This is a genomic window from Acidovorax sp. GW835-FHT14G06 (assembly GCF_058793595.1).
Genome location: NZ_JBXAGA010000008.1, coordinates 136,825 through 160,936, shown reverse-complemented (window position 1 = coordinate 160,936; position 24,112 = coordinate 136,825). Strand labels below are relative to the sequence as shown.

Annotated in this window: 22 protein-coding genes; 5 read left to right on the top strand and 17 right to left on the bottom strand. The window is 64.8% G+C overall.

Annotation, left to right across the window (positions count from 1 at the left end; translation table 11 throughout):
* Positions 1-163 precede the first annotated feature (163 nt).
* The 10 genes from AC1Q64_RS15850 to def form a co-directional block, all read right to left on the bottom strand.
* Positions 164-1,063: a LysR family transcriptional regulator gene (locus tag AC1Q64_RS15850; RefSeq protein WP_291436101.1), complete on the bottom strand. Its 900-nt coding sequence runs from the start codon at positions 1,061-1,063 to the stop codon at positions 164-166.
* Positions 1,064-1,162: 99 nt separating this feature from the next.
* Positions 1,163-1,987, bottom strand: coding sequence for an orotidine-5'-phosphate decarboxylase (gene pyrF, locus AC1Q64_RS15845; protein WP_291436103.1), 825 nt, complete (start codon positions 1,985-1,987; stop codon positions 1,163-1,165).
* 185 nt (positions 1,988-2,172) lie between these two features.
* The gene (locus tag AC1Q64_RS15840) at positions 2,173-2,730 is read right to left on the bottom strand and encodes a FlgO family outer membrane protein (protein ID WP_492251992.1); all 558 of its coding nucleotides are present in this window, start codon (positions 2,728-2,730) and stop codon (positions 2,173-2,175) included.
* The gene (locus AC1Q64_RS15835) at positions 2,727-3,413 is read right to left on the bottom strand and encodes a hypothetical protein (RefSeq protein WP_056742898.1); all 687 of its coding nucleotides are present in this window, start codon (positions 3,411-3,413) and stop codon (positions 2,727-2,729) included. Before AC1Q64_RS15835 ends, AC1Q64_RS15840 begins: the two co-directional genes overlap by 4 nt.
* A gap of 215 nt (positions 3,414-3,628) precedes the next feature.
* On the bottom strand, positions 3,629-4,828 hold the full coding sequence (locus tag AC1Q64_RS15830; RefSeq protein ID WP_291436107.1) for a phosphoglycerate kinase: 1,200 nt from the start codon (positions 4,826-4,828) through the stop codon (positions 3,629-3,631).
* Between the two features lie 84 nt (positions 4,829-4,912).
* Positions 4,913-5,248, bottom strand: coding sequence for an AzlD domain-containing protein (locus tag AC1Q64_RS15825; RefSeq protein WP_056742894.1), 336 nt, complete (start codon positions 5,246-5,248; stop codon positions 4,913-4,915).
* Entirely contained in the window at positions 5,245-6,069 is an 825-nt protein-coding gene (locus AC1Q64_RS15820) for an AzlC family ABC transporter permease (protein WP_492251991.1), read from the bottom strand. Before AC1Q64_RS15820 ends, AC1Q64_RS15825 begins: the two co-directional genes overlap by 4 nt.
* Entirely contained in the window at positions 6,066-7,040 is a 975-nt protein-coding gene (gene fmt / locus AC1Q64_RS15815) for a methionyl-tRNA formyltransferase (protein WP_492251990.1), read from the bottom strand. Before fmt ends, AC1Q64_RS15820 begins: the two co-directional genes overlap by 4 nt.
* 58 nt (positions 7,041-7,098) lie before the next feature.
* Entirely contained in the window at positions 7,099-7,605 is a 507-nt protein-coding gene (locus AC1Q64_RS15810) for a hypothetical protein (RefSeq protein WP_291436114.1), read from the bottom strand.
* On the bottom strand, positions 7,605-8,114 hold the full coding sequence (gene def, locus AC1Q64_RS15805) for a peptide deformylase (RefSeq protein WP_492251989.1): 510 nt from the start codon (positions 8,112-8,114) through the stop codon (positions 7,605-7,607). The genes AC1Q64_RS15810 and def overlap by 1 nt, the downstream gene beginning before the upstream one ends.
* A gap of 199 nt (positions 8,115-8,313) precedes the next feature.
* On the opposite strand from def, the gene AC1Q64_RS15800 reads away from it, so the two are divergent.
* Both AC1Q64_RS15800 and dprA read left to right on the top strand, forming a co-directional pair.
* Positions 8,314-9,516: a LysM peptidoglycan-binding domain-containing protein gene (locus tag AC1Q64_RS15800; RefSeq protein WP_492251988.1), complete on the top strand. Its 1,203-nt coding sequence runs from the start codon at positions 8,314-8,316 to the stop codon at positions 9,514-9,516.
* 79 nt (positions 9,517-9,595) lie between these two features.
* Positions 9,596-10,753: a DNA-processing protein DprA gene (gene dprA, locus AC1Q64_RS15795; protein WP_492251987.1), complete on the top strand. Its 1,158-nt coding sequence runs from the start codon at positions 9,596-9,598 to the stop codon at positions 10,751-10,753.
* Positions 10,754-10,837: 84 nt separating this feature from the next.
* Here the strand turns inward: dprA and AC1Q64_RS15790 are convergent, their stop codons facing one another.
* From AC1Q64_RS15790 to AC1Q64_RS15770, 5 genes are all read right to left on the bottom strand, one after another.
* A complete protein-coding gene (locus AC1Q64_RS15790; RefSeq protein WP_492251986.1) occupies positions 10,838-13,228 on the bottom strand; it encodes a DUF1631 domain-containing protein in 2,391 nt (796 codons plus the stop codon).
* A 17-nt stretch (positions 13,229-13,245) separates the two neighbouring features.
* On the bottom strand, positions 13,246-14,196 hold the full coding sequence (secF, locus tag AC1Q64_RS15785; protein WP_291436123.1) for a protein translocase subunit SecF: 951 nt from the start codon (positions 14,194-14,196) through the stop codon (positions 13,246-13,248).
* 12 nt (positions 14,197-14,208) lie between these two features.
* Positions 14,209-16,092, bottom strand: coding sequence for a protein translocase subunit SecD (gene secD, locus AC1Q64_RS15780; protein WP_492251985.1), 1,884 nt, complete (start codon positions 16,090-16,092; stop codon positions 14,209-14,211).
* Between the two features lie 106 nt (positions 16,093-16,198).
* On the bottom strand, positions 16,199-16,534 hold the full coding sequence (gene yajC / locus AC1Q64_RS15775; RefSeq protein WP_015016243.1) for a preprotein translocase subunit YajC: 336 nt from the start codon (positions 16,532-16,534) through the stop codon (positions 16,199-16,201).
* A 298-nt stretch (positions 16,535-16,832) separates the two neighbouring features.
* On the bottom strand, positions 16,833-20,402 hold the full coding sequence (locus AC1Q64_RS15770) for an indolepyruvate ferredoxin oxidoreductase family protein (protein ID WP_492251984.1): 3,570 nt from the start codon (positions 20,400-20,402) through the stop codon (positions 16,833-16,835).
* Between the two features lie 168 nt (positions 20,403-20,570).
* Here AC1Q64_RS15770 and AC1Q64_RS15765 point away from each other — a divergent pair, with 168 nt between their 5' ends.
* Positions 20,571-21,056, top strand: a complete 486-nt coding sequence (locus AC1Q64_RS15765; RefSeq protein WP_492251983.1) for an Lrp/AsnC family transcriptional regulator — start codon at positions 20,571-20,573, stop codon at positions 21,054-21,056.
* A gap of 148 nt (positions 21,057-21,204) precedes the next feature.
* On the opposite strand, the gene mltA is transcribed toward AC1Q64_RS15765, so the two are convergent.
* Positions 21,205-22,362: a murein transglycosylase A gene (mltA, locus tag AC1Q64_RS15760; RefSeq protein WP_492251982.1), complete on the bottom strand. Its 1,158-nt coding sequence runs from the start codon at positions 22,360-22,362 to the stop codon at positions 21,205-21,207.
* On the opposite strand from mltA, the gene AC1Q64_RS15755 reads away from it, so the two are divergent.
* Together AC1Q64_RS15755 and AC1Q64_RS15750 are read left to right on the top strand one after the other, a co-directional pair.
* Positions 22,361-22,507 (top strand): hypothetical protein, encoded by a 147-nt coding sequence (locus AC1Q64_RS15755; protein ID WP_291436137.1) that lies wholly within the window; start codon positions 22,361-22,363, stop codon positions 22,505-22,507. The two genes, mltA and AC1Q64_RS15755, sit on opposite strands and share 2 nt — an antisense overlap.
* Before the next feature lie 196 nt (positions 22,508-22,703).
* A complete protein-coding gene (locus AC1Q64_RS15750; RefSeq protein ID WP_291436138.1) occupies positions 22,704-23,354 on the top strand; it encodes a YiaD family glycine zipper/OmpA-like lipoprotein in 651 nt (216 codons plus the stop codon).
* A gap of 46 nt (positions 23,355-23,400) precedes the next feature.
* Here the strand turns inward: AC1Q64_RS15750 and AC1Q64_RS15745 are convergent, their stop codons facing one another.
* Entirely contained in the window at positions 23,401-24,030 is a 630-nt protein-coding gene (locus AC1Q64_RS15745; RefSeq protein ID WP_291436140.1) for a response regulator transcription factor, read from the bottom strand.
* Between the last annotated feature and the right edge of the window lie 82 nt (positions 24,031-24,112).

Genomic DNA, 24,112 nt, shown 5'->3' with positions numbered 1-24,112 from the left:
GCGGAACTCCTTGGCAAAAGCGGGGGTGGGGCAGGTGGGGGTATGGATTTGATTGTGAAAAAGCCGCCGTTGGCCGTTGGTGCCAAAACGGCACCAGGCCGTGCTGATTCAGGATACATGGCACGGGGAAACCCGCAGGCCACTCACGTTCAGCGAGAGTGCATCAGCGCTGGGCCAGGGCCTTCCACAGCGCCTCAGCCAGCGGCCCCAGACGGCGCTTGGGGCGGTACAGGCGCACGTCAAAACGCACCTCCATGCGGGCGTCACCCGCCAGCGCGAGCCGCTGGGCCTTGCAGTCGGCAAACACCATGGACCAGGGCAGCCAGGCAACGCCCAGGCCTTTTTGCACGTATTCGTAGTGGGCGTCGGCCGAGTCGCACTCCACCACGCGCTGCAGCCTTGGGGCATGGGGGTTGTGCGCCAGGTGGTCTTCCACCAGCCGCCCCAGGGCCAGCTGGGGCGCGTAGGCCAGATAGGGCACCAGCGTGGCGTCGGGCCCGAACCGGTGCAAAGCCTGCCCTTGTGCCGTGGCGCGCGACACCGGCACCAGCCGGTCGGAGGCCACCGTCAGGTGCATGAACTGCCGCGCATCGAGCCGGATGGCCAGGGCCGGGTGGTGGTACACAAGCGAAAAATCAGCCTCGTTGCGCTCCAGCATGCCCACGGTGTCGGCCAGCGCCCGGGTGCGAATGCACAGCTCGCCGCCTTGCAAAATGGGCTGCAGGCGCACCAGCCAGTCGGCCACCACGGTGCGCGCCAGCGTGCGGCCCGTGGCCAGGGTCACGGTGCGGGCCTGGCGCCCGGCCAGGCTTTGCAACTCTTCGTGCGACTGTGTGAGGCTGCGTGCCAGGTGGCCAGCGGTCTCCAGAAAACTTTGCCCGGCAGGCGTGAGGGTGACCGGGCCGCCATTGCCGCGCTCCACCAGCGGCGTGCCTGCCCAGGCCTCCAGCGCGCGGATGCGGCGGCCAAACGCGGGGTGCGTGACGTGCCGAAGCTCGGCCGCACGCGTGAAGCTGCGCTCCTGCGCCAGGACGATGAAGTCTTCCAGCCATTTCAACTGCATCGTCGGCTCCTGAAGGGGCGGCTGTCCGGTCGGTGGGCTGGTGCCTGGGCTGTGCCAGCCCCGTTAGAGGACCAGACACCGCGGTCGGAGTGAGAGGGCTCAGCCCCGGGCAGCTTCCAGAACGCCTCGGGTGCGTGTGGCTTCGGCACGCGCCACCGCAGCAAAGTCCTCGCCTTTGGACGCGTAAAGAATGGCCCGCGACGAGTTCACGATGATCGGCCCGTCACTGCGCAGCCCGGCGCGCACGGTGGCGGCGGCATCACCACCCTGGGCACCCACGCCCGGAATCAGCAGCGGCAGCGTGGGCGCGATGGCACGCACGCGCTCGATCTCCTGCGGGTAGGTGGCGCCCACCACCAGGCCCAGCTGGCCGTTCTTGTTCCAGGGGCCTTGCGCCAGACGCGCCACATGCTCGTACATGAGTGGCTGGCCCTCGACGCTGGCCAGGCGCTGGGTCTGCAGATCGTCGCCGCCTGGGTTGGACGTGCGGCAGAGCAAAAACGCGCCCTTGCCGTGGTACGCCAGATAGGGCTCGATGGAGTCGAAGCCCATGAAGGGCGACAGCGTGACCGCATCGGCGCCGTAGCGCTCGAAGGCCTCCTTGGCGTACTGCTCGGCGGTGGAGCCGATGTCGCCACGCTTGGCGTCCAGGATCACCGGCACCTGCGGTGCGTTGGCACGCATGTGCTGCATCAGGCGTTCGAGTTGGTCCTCGGCGCCATGCGCGGCAAAGTAGGCGATCTGCGGCTTGAAGGCACACACCAGGTCGGCGGTGGCGTCCACGATGGCCGCGCAAAAGTCGTAGATCTTGCGGGGGTCGCCCTGCATCGCGGCGGGAAACCGCGTGGGTTCAGGGTCCAGGCCCACGCACAGCAGGGAGTTGTTCTGTGCCGTGGCGTCGCGCAGCATGTCGGTGAAGTTCATGGGGCGTGATTTTAGGTGGGTGGGCACGGGATGCCCCCGCCGGGGACCGTGATCGTCAAGGAGAGGCGCTGTGCAGTGGAGATGTCAGGCACCCCGGGGTGTGCCACCGGGCAACAAAAAAGGCCGTCGAGACGGCCTTTTTGCGGGAACACAGGGAGCAACAAGTCCCTGGTGAAAACGAAAGATCAGCGGGGCACAGCCAGCAGGCGTTGCACGTCGCGGTCGTTGGGCAGCGCGTAGTCGTAGCCACGCACGATGCGGCTGTCTTCGGTGCGCACGAGCTTCAGGCTCACGTAGGTGTAGTTGGCGGCCGCCGAGTAGGTGCCCACCAGCACCAGGGAGGCATTGTGGTTGCGGGCAATGTCCTTGATCTCACGCGACAGCAGCAGCTCGCCCTGGCCTTCGCGCACGAACACGTCACCGCGCAGCTTGATTTCCTTCACGTTGAAGCCGCTGGCCGCCATGCTGGTGGCGTACTGCTCGGACAACGTGCGGCCCAGCGGGGCGGCGCGGCTGAGGTCGTTGACATTGACCACGGTGGCCACGAGCACAGGCCCGCCGCCCAGTGAGTTCATGTCGAAACCGGTGGTCAGCTTGGTCACCGCATCGCGGCTGCTCTGGATGAACTGGCTGCTTGCGGCTTCCTGGTAGGTAGGCTCAACGCGCACCGGAGCGGAGTTGTTGGCGCAACCAGCCAGCACCACGCCGGCCAGCACCGTCAAAAGAAGTGCAGGGGTTTTCATTGCGAGACAACCTTCATGTTGACGTTCTTGTACGAGGGGCGCGTGAACAACGGGGTGTCAGCGTTTTCCAGGTAGTACACGTCGGTCTTGCGGGCCAGGTACTGGCCACCGCGCGTGACGGTGGTGGTCAGGATCAGCTCGGTGTTGGTCGGGCCACCGGAGTTGATGCTGTTGGCGTAGTCGGCGGCGAGGGTCAGACCGAGTCCAGCTGCGAGTTGGGCGTCGATGTGCTCATGGCGCAGGCCGTAGGCGGCAAACAGGCCTGCAGCCAGCATGGTGAACTGACCAGGGATGAAGTGCGGGCGGTCGCTGTTGTGGCGCACGACCTGGATACCGTAGGAGACTTCCAGGGCCTGGCCCAGGTTCTGCTGTACCACGGCACCGTTCTGGACCAGCTTGGTGATCAGGAACTCGCGAAAGGCGGTTTCAAACTGCGTGGCGTTGGCGGGCAAGGACACATGCAGTGGGGTGTTGGGGGCCACGCCGGCCTTGTCCAGGGTGCTCAGCGTCTGGTTGACCACATCGCGCGAGACCAGGTCCCAATGTCCGGCGGAGCGGACCTTGGGCTGCGAGGTGTACTCGAAATTTTCCGCGACGGGAATAGGCGCCCTCTGTGCGCACCCCACCAAAGTTGCCACAGCGCCAGCCAGCACGGCCAAGCTGATTGCCTTTGAAAACGACATGATTCCCTCCTACGGACTGAATTTGCGAGGATCCGAACAGATGCGACCCGCACGATTGAAAAATAATTCTGGGCGGTATCCTCAACAAAAACAAGAAAAAATTACGCTAACTACGCTCCGGCGTACACAGTTCGTTGTTTTTGGTCACAGTTGTGTGCCGATGCAAGGCGTGCAACCAGGCAGAGCCACTCCTGAAGGGCCCGCCTTGCATTTGCTTACACGGCAGCGGCTGCGCGCTGCTCCAGGATGTCAAAAGCGGGCAGCTTTTTGCCTTCCAGCACTTCCAGGAAGGCCCCGCCACCGGTGGAGATGTAACCCACCTGTTTTTCAATGCCGTACTTGGCAATGGCCGCCAATGTGTCACCACCGCCTGCGATGCTGAAGGCGGGCGACTCGGCAATGGCGGCAGCGATGGTGCGGGTTCCGTTTTCGAAAGCCGCGAATTCAAACACGCCCACAGGGCCATTCCAGACGATGGTGCCTGCGGACTTGAGCTGCGCGGCCAGGCGGGCGGCGGTCTCGGGGCCAATGTCCAGAATCATGTCGTCGGGCGCAACGTCCGTGGCGGCCTTCACGGTGGCGGGAGCGTCTGCTGCAAAGGTCTTGGCCACCACCACATCGGTGGGGATCGGCACCTCCGCGCCACGGGCCTTCATGGCGGCCATCACGGACTTGGCGGCATCCAGCAGATCGGGCTCGGCCAGGCTCTTGCCAATGGGCAGGCCCGCAGCCAGCATGAAGGTGTTGGCAATGCCGCCGCCGACGATCAACTGGTCCACCTTGTCGGCCAGGCTTTGCAAAATGGTGAGCTTGGTGGACACCTTGGAGCCCGCCACGATGGCAGCCAGCGGGCGCTGGGGATGCGCCAGGGCCTTGGTCAGGGCGTCAATCTCGGCCGACAGCAGCGGGCCGGCGCAGGCAATGGGGGCGTACTGGGCAATGCCGTAGGTCGTGCCTTCAGCGCGGTGGGCGGTGCCAAACGCGTCGTTCACAAAGATGTCGCACAGCGCGGCCATCTTGCGGGCCAGCTCTTCCTTGTTTTTCTTCTCGCCCACGTTCAGGCGGCAGTTTTCCAGCAGCACGATCTGGCCGGGGGCCACTTGCACGCCGTCCACCCAGTTGGCGACCAGGGGCACATCGCGGCCCAGCAGGTCGGCCATGCGCTTGGCAACGGGGGCCAGGGAGTCTTCGGGCTTGAACTCGCCTTCGGTCGGACGGCCCAGGTGGCTGGTCACCATGACTGCGGCACCGGCGTCCAGCGCCATGCGGATGGCGGGAATGGAGGCGCGGATGCGGGTGTCTTCGGTAATGTTGCCGGCGTCGTCTTGCGGCACGTTCAGGTCGGCGCGGATGAAGACGCGCTGGTTGCGGGCCTTGCCCTGGGCGCACAGATCGGAAAAGCGAAGGATGTTCATGGGGTGGAGGTTTCCTGGAGGGGCCGGTGGATCAGGGGCGCCATTTTAGGCGGCCCTGCTGACGCGGCCGGCTGCCGCCAGCACCTACCAGCCCCAGCCGATGTGCAGTGGCAGATACACCGCCATGCCCACCAGAATGGTGCCCAGGATGCCCCGGCGCCAGAAGTAATACACGCTGGCGAACAGCACGGCCGGCAGGCGTGCGTCCATGAAGGTGTCGATCAGCTCGCCCTGCACCATGAGGATCTCGGGTGCAATGACGGCAGTGAGCGCGGCCAGCGGGGCATATTTGAGGCCACGCTTGAGCCAGTCTGGCAGGGGCAGCTCACGCTCCGGGATCATGAAGAACGAGCGCGATACCACCGTGATCACAGCCAGGCCCACCGTGGCCAGCAAGGGATAGATCCAGGACCAGCTCATGGGTGGCGTTCCTCGCGCAGCGGCACCACATCGCCCGCCTCGACATGCTCGCGCTCTTCCGGCGGCATGACGCTGTCGGCGGGCACCAGCAGCAACTCGGGTTGGCGACGGCGGCGGTCCACGGCCTCCATCAGCAGTCCCGCAGCCACGGCGGCCGCCAACGCCACCAGGATGTTGAGCTTGAGCGGCAAGGCAAACGCAGCAATCGCTGCAGTGGCCGCAACACCCGTGGCGAGCCAGGTGGCCCGATCAAACAGCAGGGACAGCAGCACGCCCAGCAAGGCCAGCACCCCCGCAAAACCCAGCCCCCAGGACAGGGGCACCGCGTTGGCCAGCAGGATGCCGGCGATGGACGGCACCTGCCAAGCCAGCCAGTTGGTGGACGCCGCGCCCCAGAAATACGGCACCTGTTCTGGGGCCGGCCGGGGTTCCGGAAAGCGCTTCATGAACGCCACGTAAATCACGTCCCCGCTGAAATACCCCACGGCCAGGCGCTGGCGCAGCGGCAGGTGCGCAAAGTAGCTGCGCCACATGCTGCTGAAGATCACAAACCGCAGGTTGACGCAGGCGGCCGTGAGCCACACCACCCACAGCGGCGCGCCCACGGACAGCAGCGGAATGACGGCGAGCTGGGCGCTGCCGGCATACACCAGCAGCGACATGAACACGGCCATGCCGATCGACATGCCACTTTTGACCATGGCCACCCCGGTGACCAACCCCCAGGCCGCAATGCCCAACGAGGTGCCCGCCATGTCGGTGACTGCCATCCGGAACGATGGATGGCGCAGCGTAGGGCCCAGCGCTGCCGACACACTCATGCAGGGGTCGCGCCCAGCACCATGCCAGGCTGCAGGTCAAATCCACGCAAAAAGTCGGCCGCCGCCAGCCGCTTGCCACCGGCGCGCTGCAAGGTGGTCAGGCGCAGGGCCGTGCCACCACCACACGCCACAGTCACCCCCGAGCCATCTACGGCCAAAATTTGCCCAGGGCGCTTGTCCGATATACCTTGGTTGCTATCAATAGCATAGCTCCAGATCTTGACCGTCTCGCCATTGCAATCGGTGCTGGCCCCAGGAAAAGGATCGAACGCCCGGATGCGCTGGCCAATGACCGCCGCGGACAGCGTCCAGTCGATGGTGCTCTCGGCCTTTTCGATCTTGTGGGCGTAGGTGACGCCGTCGGCTGGTTGCGGTACAGCGGTGAGGCCGCCACAGGCCGCCAGCTCCAGGGCCTCAACGATCATGCGTCCGCCCAGCGCGGCCAGGCGGTCGTGCAGGGTGGCCGTGGTGTCGCCTGGGGCGATGGCCATGCGCTCGGTCAGCAGCATGTCGCCCGTGTCCAGCCCTGCATCCATCTGCATGATGGTGATGCCGGTGTCAGAGTCACCCGCCTCGATGGCACGGTGGATGGGCGCCGCGCCGCGCCAGCGCGGCAGCAGGCTGGCATGGATGTTCAGGCACCCGAGGCGCGGCAGCTCCAGGGTCCACTGCGGCAGGATCAGCCCATAGGCAGCCACCACCATCACATCGGCCTGCGCGGCCAGCAGGGCCTCGCGCGCTGCGGCCGCATCCTCGGGGTACTTTCCATCCAGGCGCAGGCTGCGGGGCTGCTCCACAGCGATCCCGTGCTCCAGAGCACACTGCTTCACAGGCGACGCCTGCAGCTTCATGCCGCGACCCGCGGGGCGGTCAGGTTGCGTCAGGACCAGCGGTACCGTGAAGCCTGCGGACAACAGCCGCTCCAGCGCCACACGGGCAAATTCGGGCGTACCGGCAAAAATGACTCTCATGAAAACGGATATCGGCTCAGGTGGGGCGCAGGACTCAGTGGCTCAGCGGGCCCATCTGTCAGTCGCGCGCATTGTCAAAATTCGGCAACTCGTCGGTGAACAGCACCTGGCGCACCACGCCCTGGCGATCCAGGTGGACATGGGCCAGGCGCAGGTCCGAGTTCTGCCGGAAACGGTAGGTCCAGATGTCACCATCGAAACGGGCCACCTGCTCGACACGCAGGGGCATCCCGAAGGTGTTTTGCAGGTCGGTACGGGTCCAGCGGCCACCGGACAGGCTCTCAAACCGTTGCTGCGTCAGCACCTGCTCGTTGCGCATCAGCCGGCCACTGGCATCAAAGTCGAGGTTGTAGGCAGCAAACCCGGCGGGCAGTTCTGAGTACAGCAAGCGCTCACCCGAGGTCAGCGCAATCGTGGCCGTTGGCGGGCCCAGGCGGGCGATCACATCGGCCCGCAATGCGCCAGGCTGTTCGCGTGCCGGCAGTACGCAGCCCGCCAGCTGACACACCAGCGCAACAAGCGCCAGCACTCCGACGCCCCGACGGACGCAGAGCGCTGTGCGCATCACCCGCGCGCCTCCCGCTGCTGCTTGACCATCTTGGTCTTGATGCGGTTGCGCTTGAGGGGGGACAGATATTCCACAAACACCTTGCCCATGAGGTGGTCCATCTCGTGCTGGATACAGACCGCAAGCAGGCCGTCCGCCTCGACCACGCGGGACTGGCCCTGGGCGTCCAGCGCGCGCACATGCACGGCATCAAAACGCTCCACTCCGTCATAAATGCCGGGCACCGAGAGGCAGCCTTCTTCGTTCAGGTGCTTTTCGGCGCTGGTCCAGACCAGCTCAGGGTTGATCAGCACCAGGGGCTGATCGCGCTCCTCCGACACGTCGAGGACCACCAGCCGCTCATGCACATCCACCTGGGTGGCCGCCAGGCCAATGCCGTGCGCGTCGTACATCGTGGCCAGCATGTCGGCCACCAGAGTGCGAATGCGGTCGTCCACCGCCTGGACAGGGCGTGCGACCTTGTGAAGCCGGGGGTCCGGGTAACAGAGAATGGGAAGGATTGCCATGGCTGCAGGTAAGAGATGTCGCTATTTTCGCCACTTTTGCGGCCTGCTGCCGCCTTGCGAGCCAATAATCGTTGCCGAATCAAGGGCTTGAGCAGAGAATCTAAGAAGCTTTGTAACGTATTTGCCCGGCCGCACGCCTGCTTTGTGCGCCGAGGTGCCAGCGAGGGGGCGTTTCCCAATGCATGAGAAAAGGAACAACATGACGGCATTCACCAGCGTGCGGCGGACCGCCCTGGGCGCACTCACCATCATTGCTGGCGCCCTGCTGGTCATGCCGGCTCAGGCGCAGAACTACCCCATCTCCAGCAGCCAGCGCGCCACTGCGCAGCAGGTGTCCGAGCGGGGTGTACCGCTGGAAGAGCTGGCGCCCAACGCACCCGACACCTACACCGTCAAGCGGGGCGACACGCTCTGGGGCATTTCGGGCATGTACCTCAAGCGCCCCTGGCGCTGGCCTGAGCTGTGGGGCATGAACCTCAAAGCCATCCCCAACCCGCACCTGATCTTCCCGGGCCAGACCCTCTACCTGATCAAGGAAGATGGTTACGCCCGCCTGAGCACCAGCCGCTCCAACGAGCCGGAGACCGTGCGAATCTCGCCGCGTACACGCAGCGACAGCTTGGCAGACTCCGCGTTGCCCACGCTCAAGCAGCACCTGATCGAGCCCTTCCTGGTCGAGCCCCTCGTGGTGGACGAGCAAGTGCTGTTGCGCGCCCCACGCGTGATCGCAACGACCGACGAGCGTGTACTGATGGCGGCCGGGGACCGCGCCTATGTGCGTGGAGATGCTTCGGCGCCCATGCTGGCGGAAGCCGGCGAGTCCCGCTACTACCGCGTGTTTCGCAATGCCGTAGCCCTCAAGGACCCCATCTCAGGCGAGGTGCTGGGATATGAGGCGCAGTACCTGGGCAAGGCGGAACTGGTGCGCGGCGAGTCGTTTGAGGAGATTCCGAATGGCAAGGGTGGATACACGGCGGAATATATCCCTGCCACCGTGGATCTGTCGGCCACCAAGGAGGATGTGCGTGCGGGCGACCGCCTCCTGCCAGCACCGGCCCGACCCTTCATGAGCTTCACCCCGCGAGCGCCCCAGATCGAAGTCGATGCGCGTGTAGTGTCCATCTATGGCAGCTCTGCGGTGGCCTACGCGGGTCAGAATCAGGTGGTGGCCATCAACATGGGTTCGCAGGACGGACTGGAGCCCGGGCATGTGCTTAGCCTGCTCACCAAGGGCGACCGCATCAAGGACATGACCGACAGCAACAAGGCGATGGTCAAGTTGCCCAGTGAAATCAACGGTACCGCCATGGTGTTCCGCACCTTTGAGCGCGTTTCCTATGTGCTGCTGCTGGAAATCCGTAACGGTGTGCGCGTCGGCGACCGCTTGGTCAACCCCAAGTAACGTCAAGGGTCGGCAGTTCCCATCGCAGCGCGGGGTTTCTGCGCTGCGGTGACAACACTGCTGCGCCGCAATGGTATCCATGGACCACGACGAGCTCGGCGCCTGGCTGAGACTGACCTTGACGCCTGGCGTGGGCAATGGCGCTGCGCGGCGACTGTTGGCGGGCTTTGGTCTGCCGCAGTCCATCTTCCAGCAGACCGAGACGGCACTGCAGCACTGTGTGCCAGCTGCTCAGGTGCGGGCCTTGTGCGAGATTCCGGAAGGATGGGAAGCACTGTGGCAGACCACAGCCCAATGGCTTGCCAGCGCCGCGCCGCAAGGCCCGGCACGAGCCATCGTGAGCCTGGGTGACCTGCGCTATCCGCAGGCTTTGCTGGACACGGAAGACCCACCGCTGCTGCTCTACCTCTTGGGCCCAGCGTCACTGCTGGAGCAGCAGCCCTTTCCGAGTGACCGCTGCCTCGCAGTGGTCGGCAGTCGCAACCCCACCGCTCAGGGCGCGGAAAACGCCCGCCTCTTTGCTCGGGCATTGTGCGGGGCGGGCTTGACCATCGTGTCAGGGCTTGCGCTCGGCGTGGACGCGGCGGCCCATGAAGGCGCGCTGGACTCGGCGACGACCCCTTGCGCAAGGGCCGCCACCATCGCCGTGGTAGGCACCGGGCTCGACCGCGTGTATCCGCGCAAGAACCTGGACCTGGCCCATCGCATTGCGGCGCAAGGACTGATCGTCAGCGAGTACCCTCTGGGCACTCCGCCGCTGCCCGCCAACTTTCCCAAGCGCAACCGCATCATTTCGGGCCTCTCGCAGGGAACGCTGGTGGTGGAAGCCGCATTGGCGTCGGGATCACTGATCACCGCCCGAATGGCTGCCGAGCAAGGCCGCGAAGTGTTTGCCATCCCGGGTTCCATCCACGCACCGCAGTCACGCGGCTGCCATGCGCTGATCCGCCAGGGCGCCAAGCTGGTGGAGTCCGCCCAAGATGTGCTGGAAGAACTCAAAATCCCCGCCACCACGGTGCCGGGTCTGCCCCAAGAAGGTACGGACGCTGCGGCACTGGGCGGGGCAGAAGGCCCCGTGCTATCGGCGCTAGGCTATGACCCCATGGGCCTGGATGCGCTGGTCGCGCGCACAGGCATGGACGCATCGGCGCTGCAGGTGGCCTTGCTGGAGCTGGAGCTGGACGGCAGCGTGGCGCGGTTGCCGGGGGGCTTGTTTCAGAGGATCGGCAGGGGTTAGTAGGCCGCTCGGGAACGCAGTACGACCAGACGGACACATGTGGCACCAAAGCCCATCAAGGGTGGCGCACCAGACCAGACGCGCTCAATCCAACAACCGCTCAGGGTTGGCGTCCAGCTTGGCCAGGGCATCGCGTGTAGCGCGCAGCGTGAGGCCTTCTTCGTCCTGAGCTACCAGCAAGCCAGCCTGCAAGTATGCGGCCAGGCGGCGTAACTGGATCAGGTAGCTGCTGCCATCCACGGCCGCAAAAAGGTGCAACTGTTTGCGCTGGCTTTGCCAGGCGTACTGCACTTGGGCCGATGCACCGTTGTGGTCCAGCGTGTACCAGGTGCCCGGCTGCAAGTCCTGCGCCCAGGCCACCATGGCATCGTCCACCGGAGCACCGTTGTCGGCGACCACATGGATGGACGAGGCATCGATGCCCAGCATCATCTCGATGTTGTCCGCATTGAGCGGCATGTCACCCAGCGATGCATCACTGATGAAGTCTTCGAGATTGGCCAGCCGCTTGGCCATGGCATCGATGTGCGCCTGGGGAATAGACGCCGTCTTGGACAAAAAGGCGTCGGCCAGGGTGTCGGTCAACACCTTGACCTGGGCATCCTGGGCTGCGCCATTCACGCCCAGCAGGGTCAGCCCCTGGCGCAGGCGCTGCAACAATGCGGGCAGGTTCTGGATGACCTGGGCCCGGTCGCTGCGATTGGGCTTGGCGCTGGCCGCCCAGACGAGATCAGCGGCAGTGCGCTTGAACGCTACGGTATCGGCATGCTGCGGGCCGTCGCGCACAGCCGACAGCGCCAGCACCTCGGCCCAGGTCTTGAACAGGAACTCGCGGATCTCGTCGCGTACCGGCATGTCACGCAGCATGGTGCGCAGCTCAATGGTGTATTGGATGGCCAACGTTTCCCGTTGCTCGACCTGCTGGGCCACGCTGACCAGTCGCGAAGTGACCTGCTTTTCGGTCAGGAACTTGGCCAGGAATTTTTCGAACTCGTCATACACCAGCTGGAAGACACGACGTCCGGTCTCTGGGTACTGCTCGATCACCTGCACCACACGGCGAATTTCGGCTTCCATCGCGCTGCCGTTGATGCTGGTCGCGTCGAAACCCAGCACACAGGCGCCCATACGGTCGATCAGCTTGCGGGCGGGGTGATCGAGATTGCTGAAGAACTCGGGCTCGGCCAATGCCACACGCAACACAGGCACCTGCAACCTAGCAAACCACACCCTGACGGCGGGCGGGATACGGTCTTCGGCAAGGATGCTCTGGAACATCAAGGCGACCACCTCGATGATCGCCTTCTCGCCCGAAGTGGTTGCCTTCTTCTTGAGTTCGGTGGAGCGCTCTCGTACGGCGCCTACCAGCTGCACCACCGCAGCAGAGCTGTAGTCCTCCATCAATGTGGCTACGCCGCTGTAATAGGTGTCTGCATGCACGCGGTGCGCCGTGAGTGCGTGGGCCAATGCAGCCGATGCGGGTGGCGCATTGACCATGTCGAAACCGGTGGCGGGCTGCGTGAGCAGACGCCGCAGCTGTCCCATCACACCCTGTGCACGCTGGCGCGCACGAGCCAAGGGCGTCATGCCCGTAGCAAAGGCCGTGGGCATGCCGTGCTGACGTGGGTAGCCACCGTGCATGGGTGGCGGCATCTGCGAGCCCGGTGGCCCCATGGGCCGGCCTACGGCGATGCCAGGGGGCTGCATGCCTCCGCGGGCTGCAGCCATGGCCTGGCGGGTCTGCGCCAAGGCTTGGGAAGCCAGCCCCCCCGAACCCGAATCGCCCCCGCCGCTACCCGTTACCGAACCTCCCTGGGTACGACGCACTTTGGATCTGAGATCGGCCTGCGGCGTGATGCCCTGCTCCACGTAGAACACGTTGACCGCCTGGTAGTGCTTTTGCAGCAGGTTGGCCAGTTCGCGCTGCAGGGGGTCCACCACGGTTTGCAGGTCCGTGCGCGGCAGACCGGCCTCCACCCATTGCTCCACGAGCAATAGGCATACGGTGTCAGGCCGCAGGATGTCGCTGCTGTCCAGCTCCTGGCCCTCCAGCGACTGGGTGCGCTGGCGCAAGGTGTCGAACTGGTGGCTGACCTGCTCATTCACTGTCAACGCCATGCGCGAGGCCAATATCTTGTTCTCGACCACATCGTCGCTGAGCAGCTCAAACTGGCTGAGCCCGCCGCTGCCGGCTGCCAGCTGGCCGCGTGTAGAACTGACATGGGGAGCGAGCGCCTCTTGCCAGGCCTTGCCGGCGCGATCCGTCCATGCGGAATGTTTTTGCTGGTACTGCAGCCACGCATCCCGGCGCGACTGCATTTCACGGGCTGTGCCCGTCTGGTTCATCAACGCGGTGAGGAAGTCCTGGACAGTCTTGTCCAGGTCCACCAACCCTCCACAGATCCCTTCTACAAACCGCTGGCGCGCCTGGCGGGCCAGGCGGCGTTGCGGAACGGAAGGGGGCGTGGTGTGCATGAACAGATATTAGCGGGTCAGACGGTAGCTCCGGCATGGGGATCGTTGGGATCCCCCTCCTTTTTGGCGGGCTTGACGAGGTCCTCGCGCTTCACGCCCAGCCACATGGCAATAGCCGCCGCCACGAACACCGAGGAATAGATGCCGAAAAGGATACCGATGGTCAGCGCCAATGCAAAGTAGTGCAGGCTGGGGCCACCAAAGAAGAACATCGACAGCACCATCGCCTCGGTGGAGGCATGGGTGATGATGGTTCGACTCATCGTGCTGGTGATGGCGTGGTCGATCACCTCGTGCGTGGTCATCTTGCGGTACTTGCGGAAGGCCTCGCGGATCCGGTCGAAGATCACGACCGATTCGTTCACCGAGTAACCCAGCACGGCCAGTACGCCCGCTAGCACCGCCAGCGAGAACTCCCACTGGAAGAATGCGAAGAAGCCCAGGATGATCACCACGTCGTGCAGGTTGGCGATGATGGCCGCAACGCCAAACTTCCACTCAAAGCGAAAGGCCAAATAGATCACGATGCCTACGACCACCATGGCCAGCGCCATGAGCCCGCCATGCACGAGTTCCTCGCCCACCTGCGGGCCTACGAACTCCGTGCGGCGCAGTGTGACCTCGGGGTCGGCAGCCTTGAGGGCACCCAGCACCTGCTCGCTTTGCTGCGCGGATGTGACGCCCTTTTGCACGGGCAGGCGGATCATCACGTCACGGGCCGTACCGAAGTTTTGCACCTGCACTTCGGCATAACCCAGCCCCGCCACAGTCTCGCGCACCTTGGCAAGTTCAGCAGGCTGGCTATAGGCCACTTCCATGACCGTACCGCCCGTGAACTCTACCGACAGGTGCAGTCCGCGAGTGACCAGGAAGAACACGGCGAGCGCGAAGGTGATGAAGGAGATCGCGTTGAAGATCAACGCGTGCTTCATGAAGGGGATGTCTTTTCGGATGCGGAAGAATTCCATGGTCTTCCTCCTTTAGTTCGTCTTTGCCACAGCGCTGTCGGGTTCAGGCTTCCACACCTGGCCGATCGATACGCTCTTGAGCTTCTTCTTGCGGCCGTACCAGAGGTTCACCAGGCCGCGCGAGAAGAACACGGCAGAGAACATGCTGGTCAGGATGCCGATGCAGTGCACCACTGCAAAGCCGCGCACTGGACCGGAGCCGAAGGCCAGCAATGCCAAGCCCGCGATCAGCGTGGTCACGTTCGAGTCCAGGATGGTGGCCCAGGCGCGTTCATAACCCGCGTGGATGGCCGCCTGGGGCGACACCCCGTCGCGCAGCTCCTCGCGGATGCGTTCATTGATGAGCACGTTCGAGTCAATGGCCACACCGATCGCAAGTGCCATGGCGGCAATGCCAGGCAGCGTGAGCGTGGCCTGAAGCATGGACAAAATGGCCATCAGCAACAGCACATTGACAGCCAGCGCCACAGTGGAAAACACGCCGAACAGCGTGTAGTAGATGCACATGAACACGGCAATGGCCAACATGCCCCACACCACGCTGTGGATACCGCGCTCGATGTTGTCGGCGCCAAGGCTGGGGCCGATGGTGTATTCCTCGATGATTTCCATGGGCGCGGCCAGCGAGCCAGCGCGCAGCAGCAGGGCGGTGTCGTTGGCCTCGGCCGTGGTCATGCGGCCCGAGATCTGCACACGGCCACCACCGATTTCGGAACGGATGACAGGGGCCGTGACGACCTCGCCCTTGCCTTTTTCAAACAGCACGATGGCCATGCGCTTACCCACGTTCTCGCGCGTGATGTCCTTGAAGATGCGGGAGCCCTTGGCGTCGAGCGTGAGGTTGACAGTGGGCTCCTGCGTCTGGCCGTCAAAGCCCGGCTGCGCATCGGTCAGGTTTTCGCCGGTCAGGATGACCTGCTTCTTGACGATGACGGGCTGGCCGTTGCGTTCCAGGTAGCGCTCGGAGCCAAACGGCACGGGACCACGGCCTGTCTCTGCCGAACGGGCTTCGGTGCCCTCGTCCACCATGCGCACTTCCAGCGTGGCGGTGCGGCCCAGGATGTCCTTGGCCTTGGCGGTGTCCTGCACGCCGGGCAACTGCACCACGATGCGGTCCAGGCCCTGCTGCTGGATCACTGGCTCGGCCACGCCCAGCTCGTTGATCCGGTTGTGCAACGTGACCATGTTCTGCTTGAGCGCCTGCTCCTGCACCCGGCGTGTGGCCTCGGGCTTGATCGATGCACGCAGCTTGAAATCTGTGCCTTCTGGCGTGGTGGTGACTTGCAGGTCGGCAAACTGGTCGGCGATCAGGTTGCGCGCGGCCGTGGCCGTGGCTTCATCGCGCACCTTGATGTCGATGGACTGGCCGTCGCGGCTGATGCCGCCATGGCGGATGTTCTTGTCGCGCAGTGCCGTGCGGATATCGCCAGCATAGGACTCGGCCTTCTTGGTCAGCGCCGCCTGCATGTCCACCTGCAGCATGAAGTGCACGCCGCCGCGCAGGTCCAGCCCCAGGTACATCGGATTGGCGTGCAGGGCCTTGAGCCACAGCGGCGAGCGCGACACCAGGTTGAGGGCCACGATGTAGGAAGGGTCGTTGGCATCGGGCACCAGCGCCTTCTGGATCGCGTCCTTGGCCTTGAGCTGGGTGTCGGGCGTGTCAAAACGCGCGCGCACCGAGTTGCCCTCCAGCGCCACAAAGTCGGGCGTCACGCCAGCGGCCTTGAGCGCTTCTTCAACCCGCTGCTGCACGGCGGTGTCCACCTTGATGGTGGCCTTGGCCGACGAGACCTGCACGGCAGGCGCCTCGCCAAAGAAATTGGGCAGGGTGTACAAGGCACCCACCAGCAGCACGATCACCAGGATCGCGTACTTCCAGACCGGATAACGGTTCATGATCGCGCTCTCACCTCAGTTGTGCAGGCGCCCTACGCGCCAGCGCCCCCTGACCCCGCGCCCGGCCGGGCCGGGGCGCGCAGCGCCTCAGGGGGATGTTCATAGATTACTTGACGGAGCCCTTGGGCAGCACCTGCACCACAGCGCTGCGCTGCATCTGCACTTCCACGCCGCTGGCGATCTCGATGTGCAGGAAACCTTCGGACAGGCGCGTGACCTTGCCGACGATGCCACCGGCGGTAGCCACTTCATCGCCCTTGGCGATGGCGTCGATCATGGCGCGGTGTTCTTTCTGGCGCTTCATCTGGGGGCGGATCATGACGAAGTACAGCACCACAAACATGAGCACCAGGGGCAGCATGCCGGTCAGAGAGGACATGATGTCACCGCCGCCAGCGGCTGCGGCAGGTGCGGTTTGGGCGAAAGCGGAAGAAATAAACACGGACTGGACTCCACAACGGATGGTCAAAATTCACACAACTCGCCCACACCAAGCGCCGAAGCGCCCGCTGGGGCAGAACAGGGCATTGTATGCGGCGGCCTGGGCACCGCCCAAGGGGTAAGACCCAAGCCCACAGCGGGTGTTTGCCACCTGCCGAACCCACCAGGGCATCCGCAGGGAAATACGGGCAAAACCCGGCTGATGCGCTAGTGAAATATGCCTCGACAGCTGCATTATTTATAGCAAAAGCCCGCACAAGTGCGGGCTTTTACACGGGGGATCGACCGAGAAGGGCCGCTCAGGCCGCCTGGCGCTGGGCCGAAGTGCCTGTGCGCCACTGGGCCATCAGGCCGTCCCACTTGGGACGCGCAGCCTTCAGGTGCCGCTCCTTCACGTGGCCATAACCACGGATCTCTTCGGGGATGCGGGCAATTTCCACAGCCAGCGCCAGATTATCGGCGCTCAAGCGGGCCAGCAGTTCGTCGATGCAGGCGCGGTATTCGACGATCAGCGCACGCTCCATGCGCCGCTCCTCGGTCTTGCCGAAGATGTCCAGTGCCGTGCCGCGCAGGCCTTTCATCTTGGCCAGCAGGCCGAAGGCGCTGCGCATCCAGGGGCCAAACGGCTGCTTCACCAGCTCGCCCTTGTCGTTCTTCTTGGCAGTCAGGGGCGGTGCCAGGTGGTGCACCAGCTTGTAATCGCCTTCAAACATGTTCGCGATCTTGTCCGTGAAGGCCTTGTCGGTGTGCAGGCGCGCCACTTCGTACTCGTCCTTGTAGGCCATGAGCTTGAACAGGTAGCGGGCCACAGCCTCAGACAGGCGGGTGCCGCTACCCAGTTTCGCTTCCGCCGCCTTCACCTTTTCGACGAAGGCCTGGTACTCGGAGGCGTAAGCGGCGTTCTGATAGCCCGTCAGGAACTCCACGCGCTTGGCCACCATCTCGGCCACGGACGGCTTCTTGACGAACTGGATCACTTGCGCGGCCTGGAACAGCGCCTGCACAGCCACCAGGTCGTGCGCGCAGCGGCGGCCCCATTCGAAGGCGGCCTTGTTGTTGTCTACCTGCACGCCGTTCAGCTCCATGGCGCGCATCAGCGAGGCGAAAGTCAGCGGCACACGGCCCTTCTGCCAAGCATAGCCCAGCATCAGCGGGTTGGTGTAGATGCTGTCGCCCAGCAACTGGGTGGCCACCTGCTCGGCATCGAAGCTGCCCACGCCGCCCGCGCCCACGGCGGCCGCGATGGCGCTGTCGCAGTTGACACCGGGGAACTGCCAGTTGGGGTTGGTCACGAAGGCCGCCGTGGGCGTGCCGTGGGTGTTGAGCGCCACGAAGGTGCGGCCCGGCTGCATCACGGCCAGGGTGTACTTGTGCGCAGCAACGATGGAATCGCAGCCAATCACCAGGTCGGCCTTGGCAGTATCGACCTTGGTGGTGTAGATGGCCTCGGGCCGGTTGGCGATCTGGATGTGGCTCCAGGTGGCGCCGCCCTTCTGGGCCAGCCCACCGGCGTCCTGGGTGATGACACCCTTGCCATCCAGGTGCGCCGCCATGCCCAGCAGCGAGCCGATGGTGATCACGCCCGTGCCACCCACGCCGCCGACCACGATGCCCCAGGCCGTCTCGGCCACGGGCAGGATGGGCTCAGGAATGGAAGGCAGCGCCGACAGGTCGCCCTTCTTTTCCTTCTTGGGCTTCTTGAGCTTGCCGCCTTCGACCGTGACGAAGCTCGGGCAGAAGCCGTTCACGCACGAGTAGTCCTTGTTGCAGGTGCTCTGGTTGATGCGGCGCTTGCGGCCGAATTCCGTCTCTACCGGCTCCACGGAGAGGCAGTTCGACTTGGTCGAGCAGTCGCCGCAGCCCTCGCACACCAGGTCGTTGATGACCACGGTCTTGTCGGGCGTGGCCAGGGTGCCGCGCTTCCTGCGGCGGCGCTTTTCGGTGGCGCAGGTCTGGTCGTAGATGATGACCGTGCAGCCCTTGATCTCGCGGAACTGGCGCTGCAGCGTGTCGAGCTCGTCACGGTGGTGCACCGTCACGCCCTCGGCCAGCGCCACACCATCGTACTTCTGCGGCTCATCGGTCACGATGATCAGCTTGATCACGCCCTCGGACTTGAGGCTGTTCATGATCTGCAGCACCGAGTGGCCCTCGGGCCGCTCGCCCACCTGCTGGCCACCGGTCATGGCCACGGCGTCGTTGTAGAGCACCTTGTAGGTGATGGTGGTGCCCGCCGCGATGCTCTGGCGGATGGCCAGCAGTCCGCTGTGGAAGTAGGTGCCGTCGCCCAGGTTGGCGAACACGTGCTGGTCGGTGGTGAACGGCGCCTGGCCCACCCAGGTCACGCCCTCGCCGCCCATCTGCGTGAAGGTCGACGTGTTGCGGTCGGGCATCCAGTTGGCCATGTAGTGGCAGCCGATGCCGGCCACGGCGCGCGAGCCCTCGGGCACGCGGGTGCTGGTGTTGTGCGGGCAGCCGCTGCAGAACCACGGGGCGCGCTCGCCGGTGTCCACCTTCAGCTCGGCCATGCCGCGCTCGCTGGCTTCGATGACGGTGATGCGTGCATCCATGCGGGCGATGATGTCGTCAGGCACGCCCAGTTTTTTCAGGCGCTTGGCAATCGCCTTGGCGATGATGGCGGGCGTGAGGTCGGCCTTGGCGCGCAGCAGCCAGTTCTGGCTCGGGTTGGGCATGGACCATTCGCCACCCGTCGCGTCGCCCTCGGGCTCGTCGAACTTGCCCAGCACGTGGGGGCGCACGTCCGAGCGCCAGTTGTACAGCTCTTCCTTGAGCTGGTATTCGATGACCTGGCGCTTTTCCTCGACCACCAGGATCTCCTGCAGGCCCTGGGCGAAATCGCGCGTGATGGTGGCTTCGAGCGGCCACACCACGTTGACCTTGTGCACGCGGATGCCGAGCTGGCGGCAGGTGTCGTCGTCCAGGCCCAGGTCCACCAGGGCCTGGCGCGTGTCGTTGTAGGCCTTGCCGCTGGCGATGATGCCGAAGCGGTCTTGTTTGCCTTCGATCACGTTGTAGTTGAGCTTGTTGGCGCGGATGTACGCCAGCGCCGCATACCACTTGTAGTCCATGAGGCGCGCTTCCTGCTCCAGCGGCGCATCAGGCCAGCGGATGTGCAGGCCGCCGGGCGGCATCGCAAAGTCCTCGGGCATCACGATCTTCACGCGGTCCGGGTCGATGTTGATGCTGCCGGACGATTCCACGACCTCCTGAATCGTCTTCATGCCCGACCACACGCCCGAGAAGCGGCTCATGGCAAAGGCGTGCAGGCCCATGTCCAAAATCTCTTGCACGCTGCTGGGGAAGAACACCGGCGTTCCGCAGGCCTTGAAGATGTGGTCGCTCTGGTGCGCAGCCGTGCTGCTCTTGCTGATGTGGTCGTCTCCCGCAATGGCGATCACGCCGCCATGCTTGGCCGTGCCCGCCATGTTGGCATGCTTGAACACGTCCGAGCAGCGGTCCACGCCCGGGCCCTTGCCGTACCAGATGCCGAAGACGCCGTCGAACTTCTTGCTTTGCGGGTACAGGTCCAGCTGCTGCGTGCCCCAGACGGCCGTGGCACCCAGCTCTTCATTCACGCCGGGCTGAAAGACGATGTTGTTGGCCGCCAGGTGCTTCTTGGCCGCCCACAGCGCCTGGTCATACGTGCCCAGGGGTGAGCCCCGGTATCCACTGATGAAGCCCGCAGTGTTGAGCCCCGCCGCCGCATCGCGCTGGCGCTGCAGCATAGGCAGTCGCACCAGGGCCTGCACCCCGCTCATGAAGGCGCGGCCCTCGCCCAGGGTGTATTTGTCATCCAGGGTGACTGTCTCTAGCGCTTTGCGGATGGACTCGGGTAGGGGGGCATTCATGGGCAGATTCCTGTGGGGAGGGCGTGCAGCCACCGCCTTTTGGGCAGGGGCGGACGCATGTTCAATGGTTTGCAAAGCAGTTTATGCACTCTGAGGGGATATGTCCTTTCGTTTTCATGCTAGGTTTACCCTTGTTTTTGAAAGGATCATTCTTAAAATGGCCCACAAATGGATAATTTAGACAAATTCGACATCGCCATCCTGGGTGAGTTGCAGGCCGACGCCCGTTTGACCAATGCCGAACTCGCCCAGCGCGTGGGCCTGTCGGCCGCGCCGTGCTGGCGCAGGGTGCGCGCGCTGGAAGAGGCGGGTTTCATCAAAGGCTACAGGGCCGAGATCGACCGGCACAAGATCGGCCTGGGCGTGCTGGCCTTTGTGCGGCTGGACGCCGACCGCAATACGGGCGGCCTGACCTTGTCCATGGAGGAGGCCATCCGCAAGATCCCCGAGGTGGTGGCGTGCCACTACATCAGCGGCACCGGCACGTTCGAACTGCAGGTGGTGGCGCGTGACCTGGACAGCTTCTCGCAGTTTGCGCGCGATGTGCTGCTGAACCTGCCCAACGTCAAAGACATGCACACCAGCTTCTCGCTGGGCGAGGTGAAGGCCAGCGGGGCGCTGCCGCTGACACATCTCACACGCACACGCGCTTGAAGGCGCGCCGCCCTGGTTCCGCTGGCCCGTGCCATCGGCAAGCGCTGCAACACCCCAGACCGCAAGCCAAGACCACTGCCCGAAGGGTTGAAGCGAAATCGGGCGATTGCGCTCCAACGCGATCCCCTGGGAGATCGTAAACAGGGTCCTAGCGCGGCCACAGCGCCCACAGGCGCAGGTTCTGCTTGAGCCGGCCCGCGATGTCACCCGCCTCCTGCCCCCAACCCGTGAAGTAGTCCGCACGCACCGCACCGAGGATGGCGCTGCCCGTGTCCTGCGCGAGCACCAGGCGGTTGAGCTGCACCTGCGGACCGGACGAGGCCAGCCACACGGGGGTGCCGTAGGGAATGCTCTGCCGGTCCACCGCAATCGATCGCCCCGGCGTCAAAGGCACGCCCTGTGCGCCGCGCGGGCCAAAACCGGCGTCCAGCGGACTCAAGGGCTCCTCGCGGAAGAACACATAGCGCGGATTGCTCCACAGCAGCTCATTGGTGCGCTGGGGGTTGGCAGCCACCCAGGCGCGGATGCCGGGCCAGGTCGCATCGCGCGTGAGCCCCTGGTCCAGCAACCAGCGGCCCACGCTCTGGTAGGGCTGGTCATTGGTGCCTGCGTAGGCCACCCGCACCAGCGAGACAGAGCCATCGGGCTCGGTGATGCGCAAACGGCCCGAGCCCTGGATGTGCAGCACCATGGACTCGATAGGGTCACGCAGCCACGCAATGGCCCGACCCGCCAGCGCGGCCTGGGCCTCCGGCAGGGTGTCGATCTGCTGGCGCGTGTACCAGGGCCTGCGCGCCCCCAAGCTGGCAGGCACCCGATAAATGGGTACCGTGAAACCATTGCCGGGCTGGCGCGCAGCGTCCATCATGGGCTCGTAGTAGGCCGTCAGCAGACCATCGGGGTTGCCGTCGGTGGCCTCGACGCGGTAAGGCTGAAGCCGTGTGATGAGCCAGGCGCGCTGCTCATCGGCCGTGGCAATGCTCAGCTGGCGCACATCGCTGCACAGCGCAGTGAAGGGCGGCTGGGGCCGCTCGCAGCTTTTGATCCACGCGTTCCAGGCTTCGTGCAATGTATCTTCGGTAAAGCCCGGCAGCTCAGCCCAGCGCACGGGAATCCAGCGGCTTTTTGCCTGCGCCATGGGCGGTGGCAGCGGGCCTGTATCACCCGGCAACACCGCCGCACTGGGCGGCAGAGGTGCAGGAGTGCCCACAGGGCGTGCGGGGACAGGGGCAGGGGGCGTGGAGCAGGCGGCCAGCGTTCCTACAATCAGTGCGGTCAAAGCAACGCGCAGGAGTGTCAATTTCATGGGGCTGATTTTGCTTGAAGCGCTGCTGGCGCTGGTGGTCCTGGTGGCCATCGTGTGGTGGACCATGTTCTCGGGCCGCAAGGGGGGCGAACTCCAGGCCCCGCCGCCCACCGACAGCGACAAACCGCCGCCCCCATCACCCTGAACGGACGATGAGCCCCAATCAGGGGCGGCACTGTCCTACAACCGATGTGCCCGCGTGCCGATGTCGCATGCGCATCACAGGCCCCAAGATGGCGTGAGCTGGGTGATGCCACTGCACGGGACGCGATAACGCTCCGGCAGCGCGGCGGGTGCAAGGCCCGCCCACCCAGCGCCACCGATTTTCCAGGAGCACACACATGCGCACACACATTCAAATTCTCGGGGCTGCCGCCGCCATCGTTCTGGTCACCGGATGCGCCAGCATGGACGACACCCAGCGCCGCACTGCCACCGGAGCGGGCATTGGGGCGCTGGCAGGCGCGGTCATCGGATCCGCCACCGGCGGCAGCGCCGGGACCGGCGCCGTGGTGGGCGCCGGTGTCGGGGCACTCGGCACCTACATCTGGTCGCAGAACATGGAGCGCCAAAAACGCGAGATGGAACAGGCCACCCAGGGCACCGGCATCGCCGTGACCCAGACGGCCGACAACCAGCTCAAGCTCAATATCCCCAGCGACATCTCGTTTGCCGTGGGCCGCTCGGACATCCAGCCCAACTTCGCGCCGGTACTGGACCAGTTTGCCGCAGGCTTGCGCAACAACCCGAATACTGACGTACGCATCGTGGGGCACACCGACAGCACAGGCAGCGATGCCACCAACAACCCCCTGTCGATGGACCGCGCCGGCAGCACCCGCAGCTACTTGACGGCGCGCGGCGTGGATGGCCGCCGCATCGTGATCGAAGGTCTGGGCGAGCGGTACCCCATTGCCACGAACGACACCTCTGAAGGCCGTGCGCGCAACCGACGGGTCGAGATTTTTGTGGGTGAACGACCACGAGGCTGACCGGGCTGACCGCCCGGACTGCGAACTCCAGGCCAGACAGGTGCGCTCAGTGTCCCGTGCGCAGCAGGTTGGCCAACTCCACGGCGGACTTGACCTGCATCTTGTCGAACACCCGTGAGCGGTGGACTTCGACCGTGCGCACACTGATATCGAGCTGGTCAGCGATCAGCTTGTTGGGCAGGCCGGCTACCACCAGGTCCATCACATCACGCTCGCGCTCCGTCAGCTCGCTCAGTCGCACCTGCAAGTCGCTGCGTTCGCGCACCTGCGCCAGCCTCTCGGCCGACTGCGCGAGCGCCTGCTCGATGCGGTCCACCAACGCGTTGTCAGAAAACGGCTTCTCGCAAAAATCAAAGGCACCACGCTTGACGGTGTCCACTGCGGTGGGCACGTCGGCGTGGCCCGTGAGAAAGATCACGGGCATGGTGGACAGATCCCCACGTGCGGCCAGCACGTCAAACAGTGCCAGACCACTCATGCCCGGCATGCGCACATCCAGCAGCAGGCAGCAGGGCTGTCGCTGGGGAGGCCGCTTCTGCAGCATGGCGTCAAAGGCTTCGGCCGAATCAAAGGATTCGCTGGGCAGTCGGCGCGAGCGTAGCAACCACGCCAGCGCCTCGCGCACGCTGGCGTCATCGTCCACGATGTACACGGTGGCGTTGGTGATGGGCTCCATAGATCAGTTCAGTTGTCCATTGCAATGTCGGTCACGCGCTGACGATGAAACCACCCCGGCCCGAGCGCTGGCAGTTGTAACG

Excerpts from the sequence above, each read along its gene's own strand:
- AC1Q64_RS15850 (WP_291436101.1), bottom strand. The coding sequence starts at position 1,063 with ATGCAGTTGAAATGGCTGGAAGACTTCATCGTCCTGGCGCAGGAGCGC.
- pyrF (WP_291436103.1), bottom strand. The coding sequence starts at position 1,987 with ATGAACTTCACCGACATGCTGCGCGACGCCACGGCACAGAACAACTCC.
- AC1Q64_RS15840 (WP_492251992.1), bottom strand. The coding sequence starts at position 2,730 with ATGAAAACCCCTGCACTTCTTTTGACGGTGCTGGCCGGCGTGGTGCTG.
- AC1Q64_RS15835 (WP_056742898.1), bottom strand. The coding sequence starts at position 3,413 with ATGTCGTTTTCAAAGGCAATCAGCTTGGCCGTGCTGGCTGGCGCTGTG.
- AC1Q64_RS15830 (WP_291436107.1), bottom strand. The coding sequence starts at position 4,828 with ATGAACATCCTTCGCTTTTCCGATCTGTGCGCCCAGGGCAAGGCCCGC.
- AC1Q64_RS15825 (WP_056742894.1), bottom strand. The coding sequence starts at position 5,248 with ATGAGCTGGTCCTGGATCTATCCCTTGCTGGCCACGGTGGGCCTGGCT.
- AC1Q64_RS15820 (WP_492251991.1), bottom strand. The coding sequence starts at position 6,069 with ATGAGTGTGTCGGCAGCGCTGGGCCCTACGCTGCGCCATCCATCGTTC.
- fmt (WP_492251990.1), bottom strand. The coding sequence starts at position 7,040 with ATGAGAGTCATTTTTGCCGGTACGCCCGAATTTGCCCGTGTGGCGCTG.
- AC1Q64_RS15810 (WP_291436114.1), bottom strand. The coding sequence starts at position 7,605 with ATGCGCACAGCGCTCTGCGTCCGTCGGGGCGTCGGAGTGCTGGCGCTT.
- def (WP_492251989.1), bottom strand. The coding sequence starts at position 8,114 with ATGGCAATCCTTCCCATTCTCTGTTACCCGGACCCCCGGCTTCACAAG.
- AC1Q64_RS15800 (WP_492251988.1), top strand. The coding sequence starts at position 8,314 with ATGACGGCATTCACCAGCGTGCGGCGGACCGCCCTGGGCGCACTCACC.
- dprA (WP_492251987.1), top strand. The coding sequence starts at position 9,596 with ATGGACCACGACGAGCTCGGCGCCTGGCTGAGACTGACCTTGACGCCT.
- AC1Q64_RS15790 (WP_492251986.1), bottom strand. The coding sequence starts at position 13,228 with ATGCACACCACGCCCCCTTCCGTTCCGCAACGCCGCCTGGCCCGCCAG.
- secF (WP_291436123.1), bottom strand. The coding sequence starts at position 14,196 with ATGGAATTCTTCCGCATCCGAAAAGACATCCCCTTCATGAAGCACGCG.
- secD (WP_492251985.1), bottom strand. The coding sequence starts at position 16,092 with ATGAACCGTTATCCGGTCTGGAAGTACGCGATCCTGGTGATCGTGCTG.
- AC1Q64_RS15770 (WP_492251984.1), bottom strand. The coding sequence starts at position 20,402 with ATGAATGCCCCCCTACCCGAGTCCATCCGCAAAGCGCTAGAGACAGTC.
- AC1Q64_RS15765 (WP_492251983.1), top strand. The coding sequence starts at position 20,571 with ATGGATAATTTAGACAAATTCGACATCGCCATCCTGGGTGAGTTGCAG.
- AC1Q64_RS15755 (WP_291436137.1), top strand. The coding sequence starts at position 22,361 with ATGGGGCTGATTTTGCTTGAAGCGCTGCTGGCGCTGGTGGTCCTGGTG.
- mltA (WP_492251982.1), bottom strand. The coding sequence starts at position 22,362 with ATGAAATTGACACTCCTGCGCGTTGCTTTGACCGCACTGATTGTAGGA.
- AC1Q64_RS15750 (WP_291436138.1), top strand. The coding sequence starts at position 22,704 with ATGCGCACACACATTCAAATTCTCGGGGCTGCCGCCGCCATCGTTCTG.
- AC1Q64_RS15745 (WP_291436140.1), bottom strand. The coding sequence starts at position 24,030 with ATGGAGCCCATCACCAACGCCACCGTGTACATCGTGGACGATGACGCC.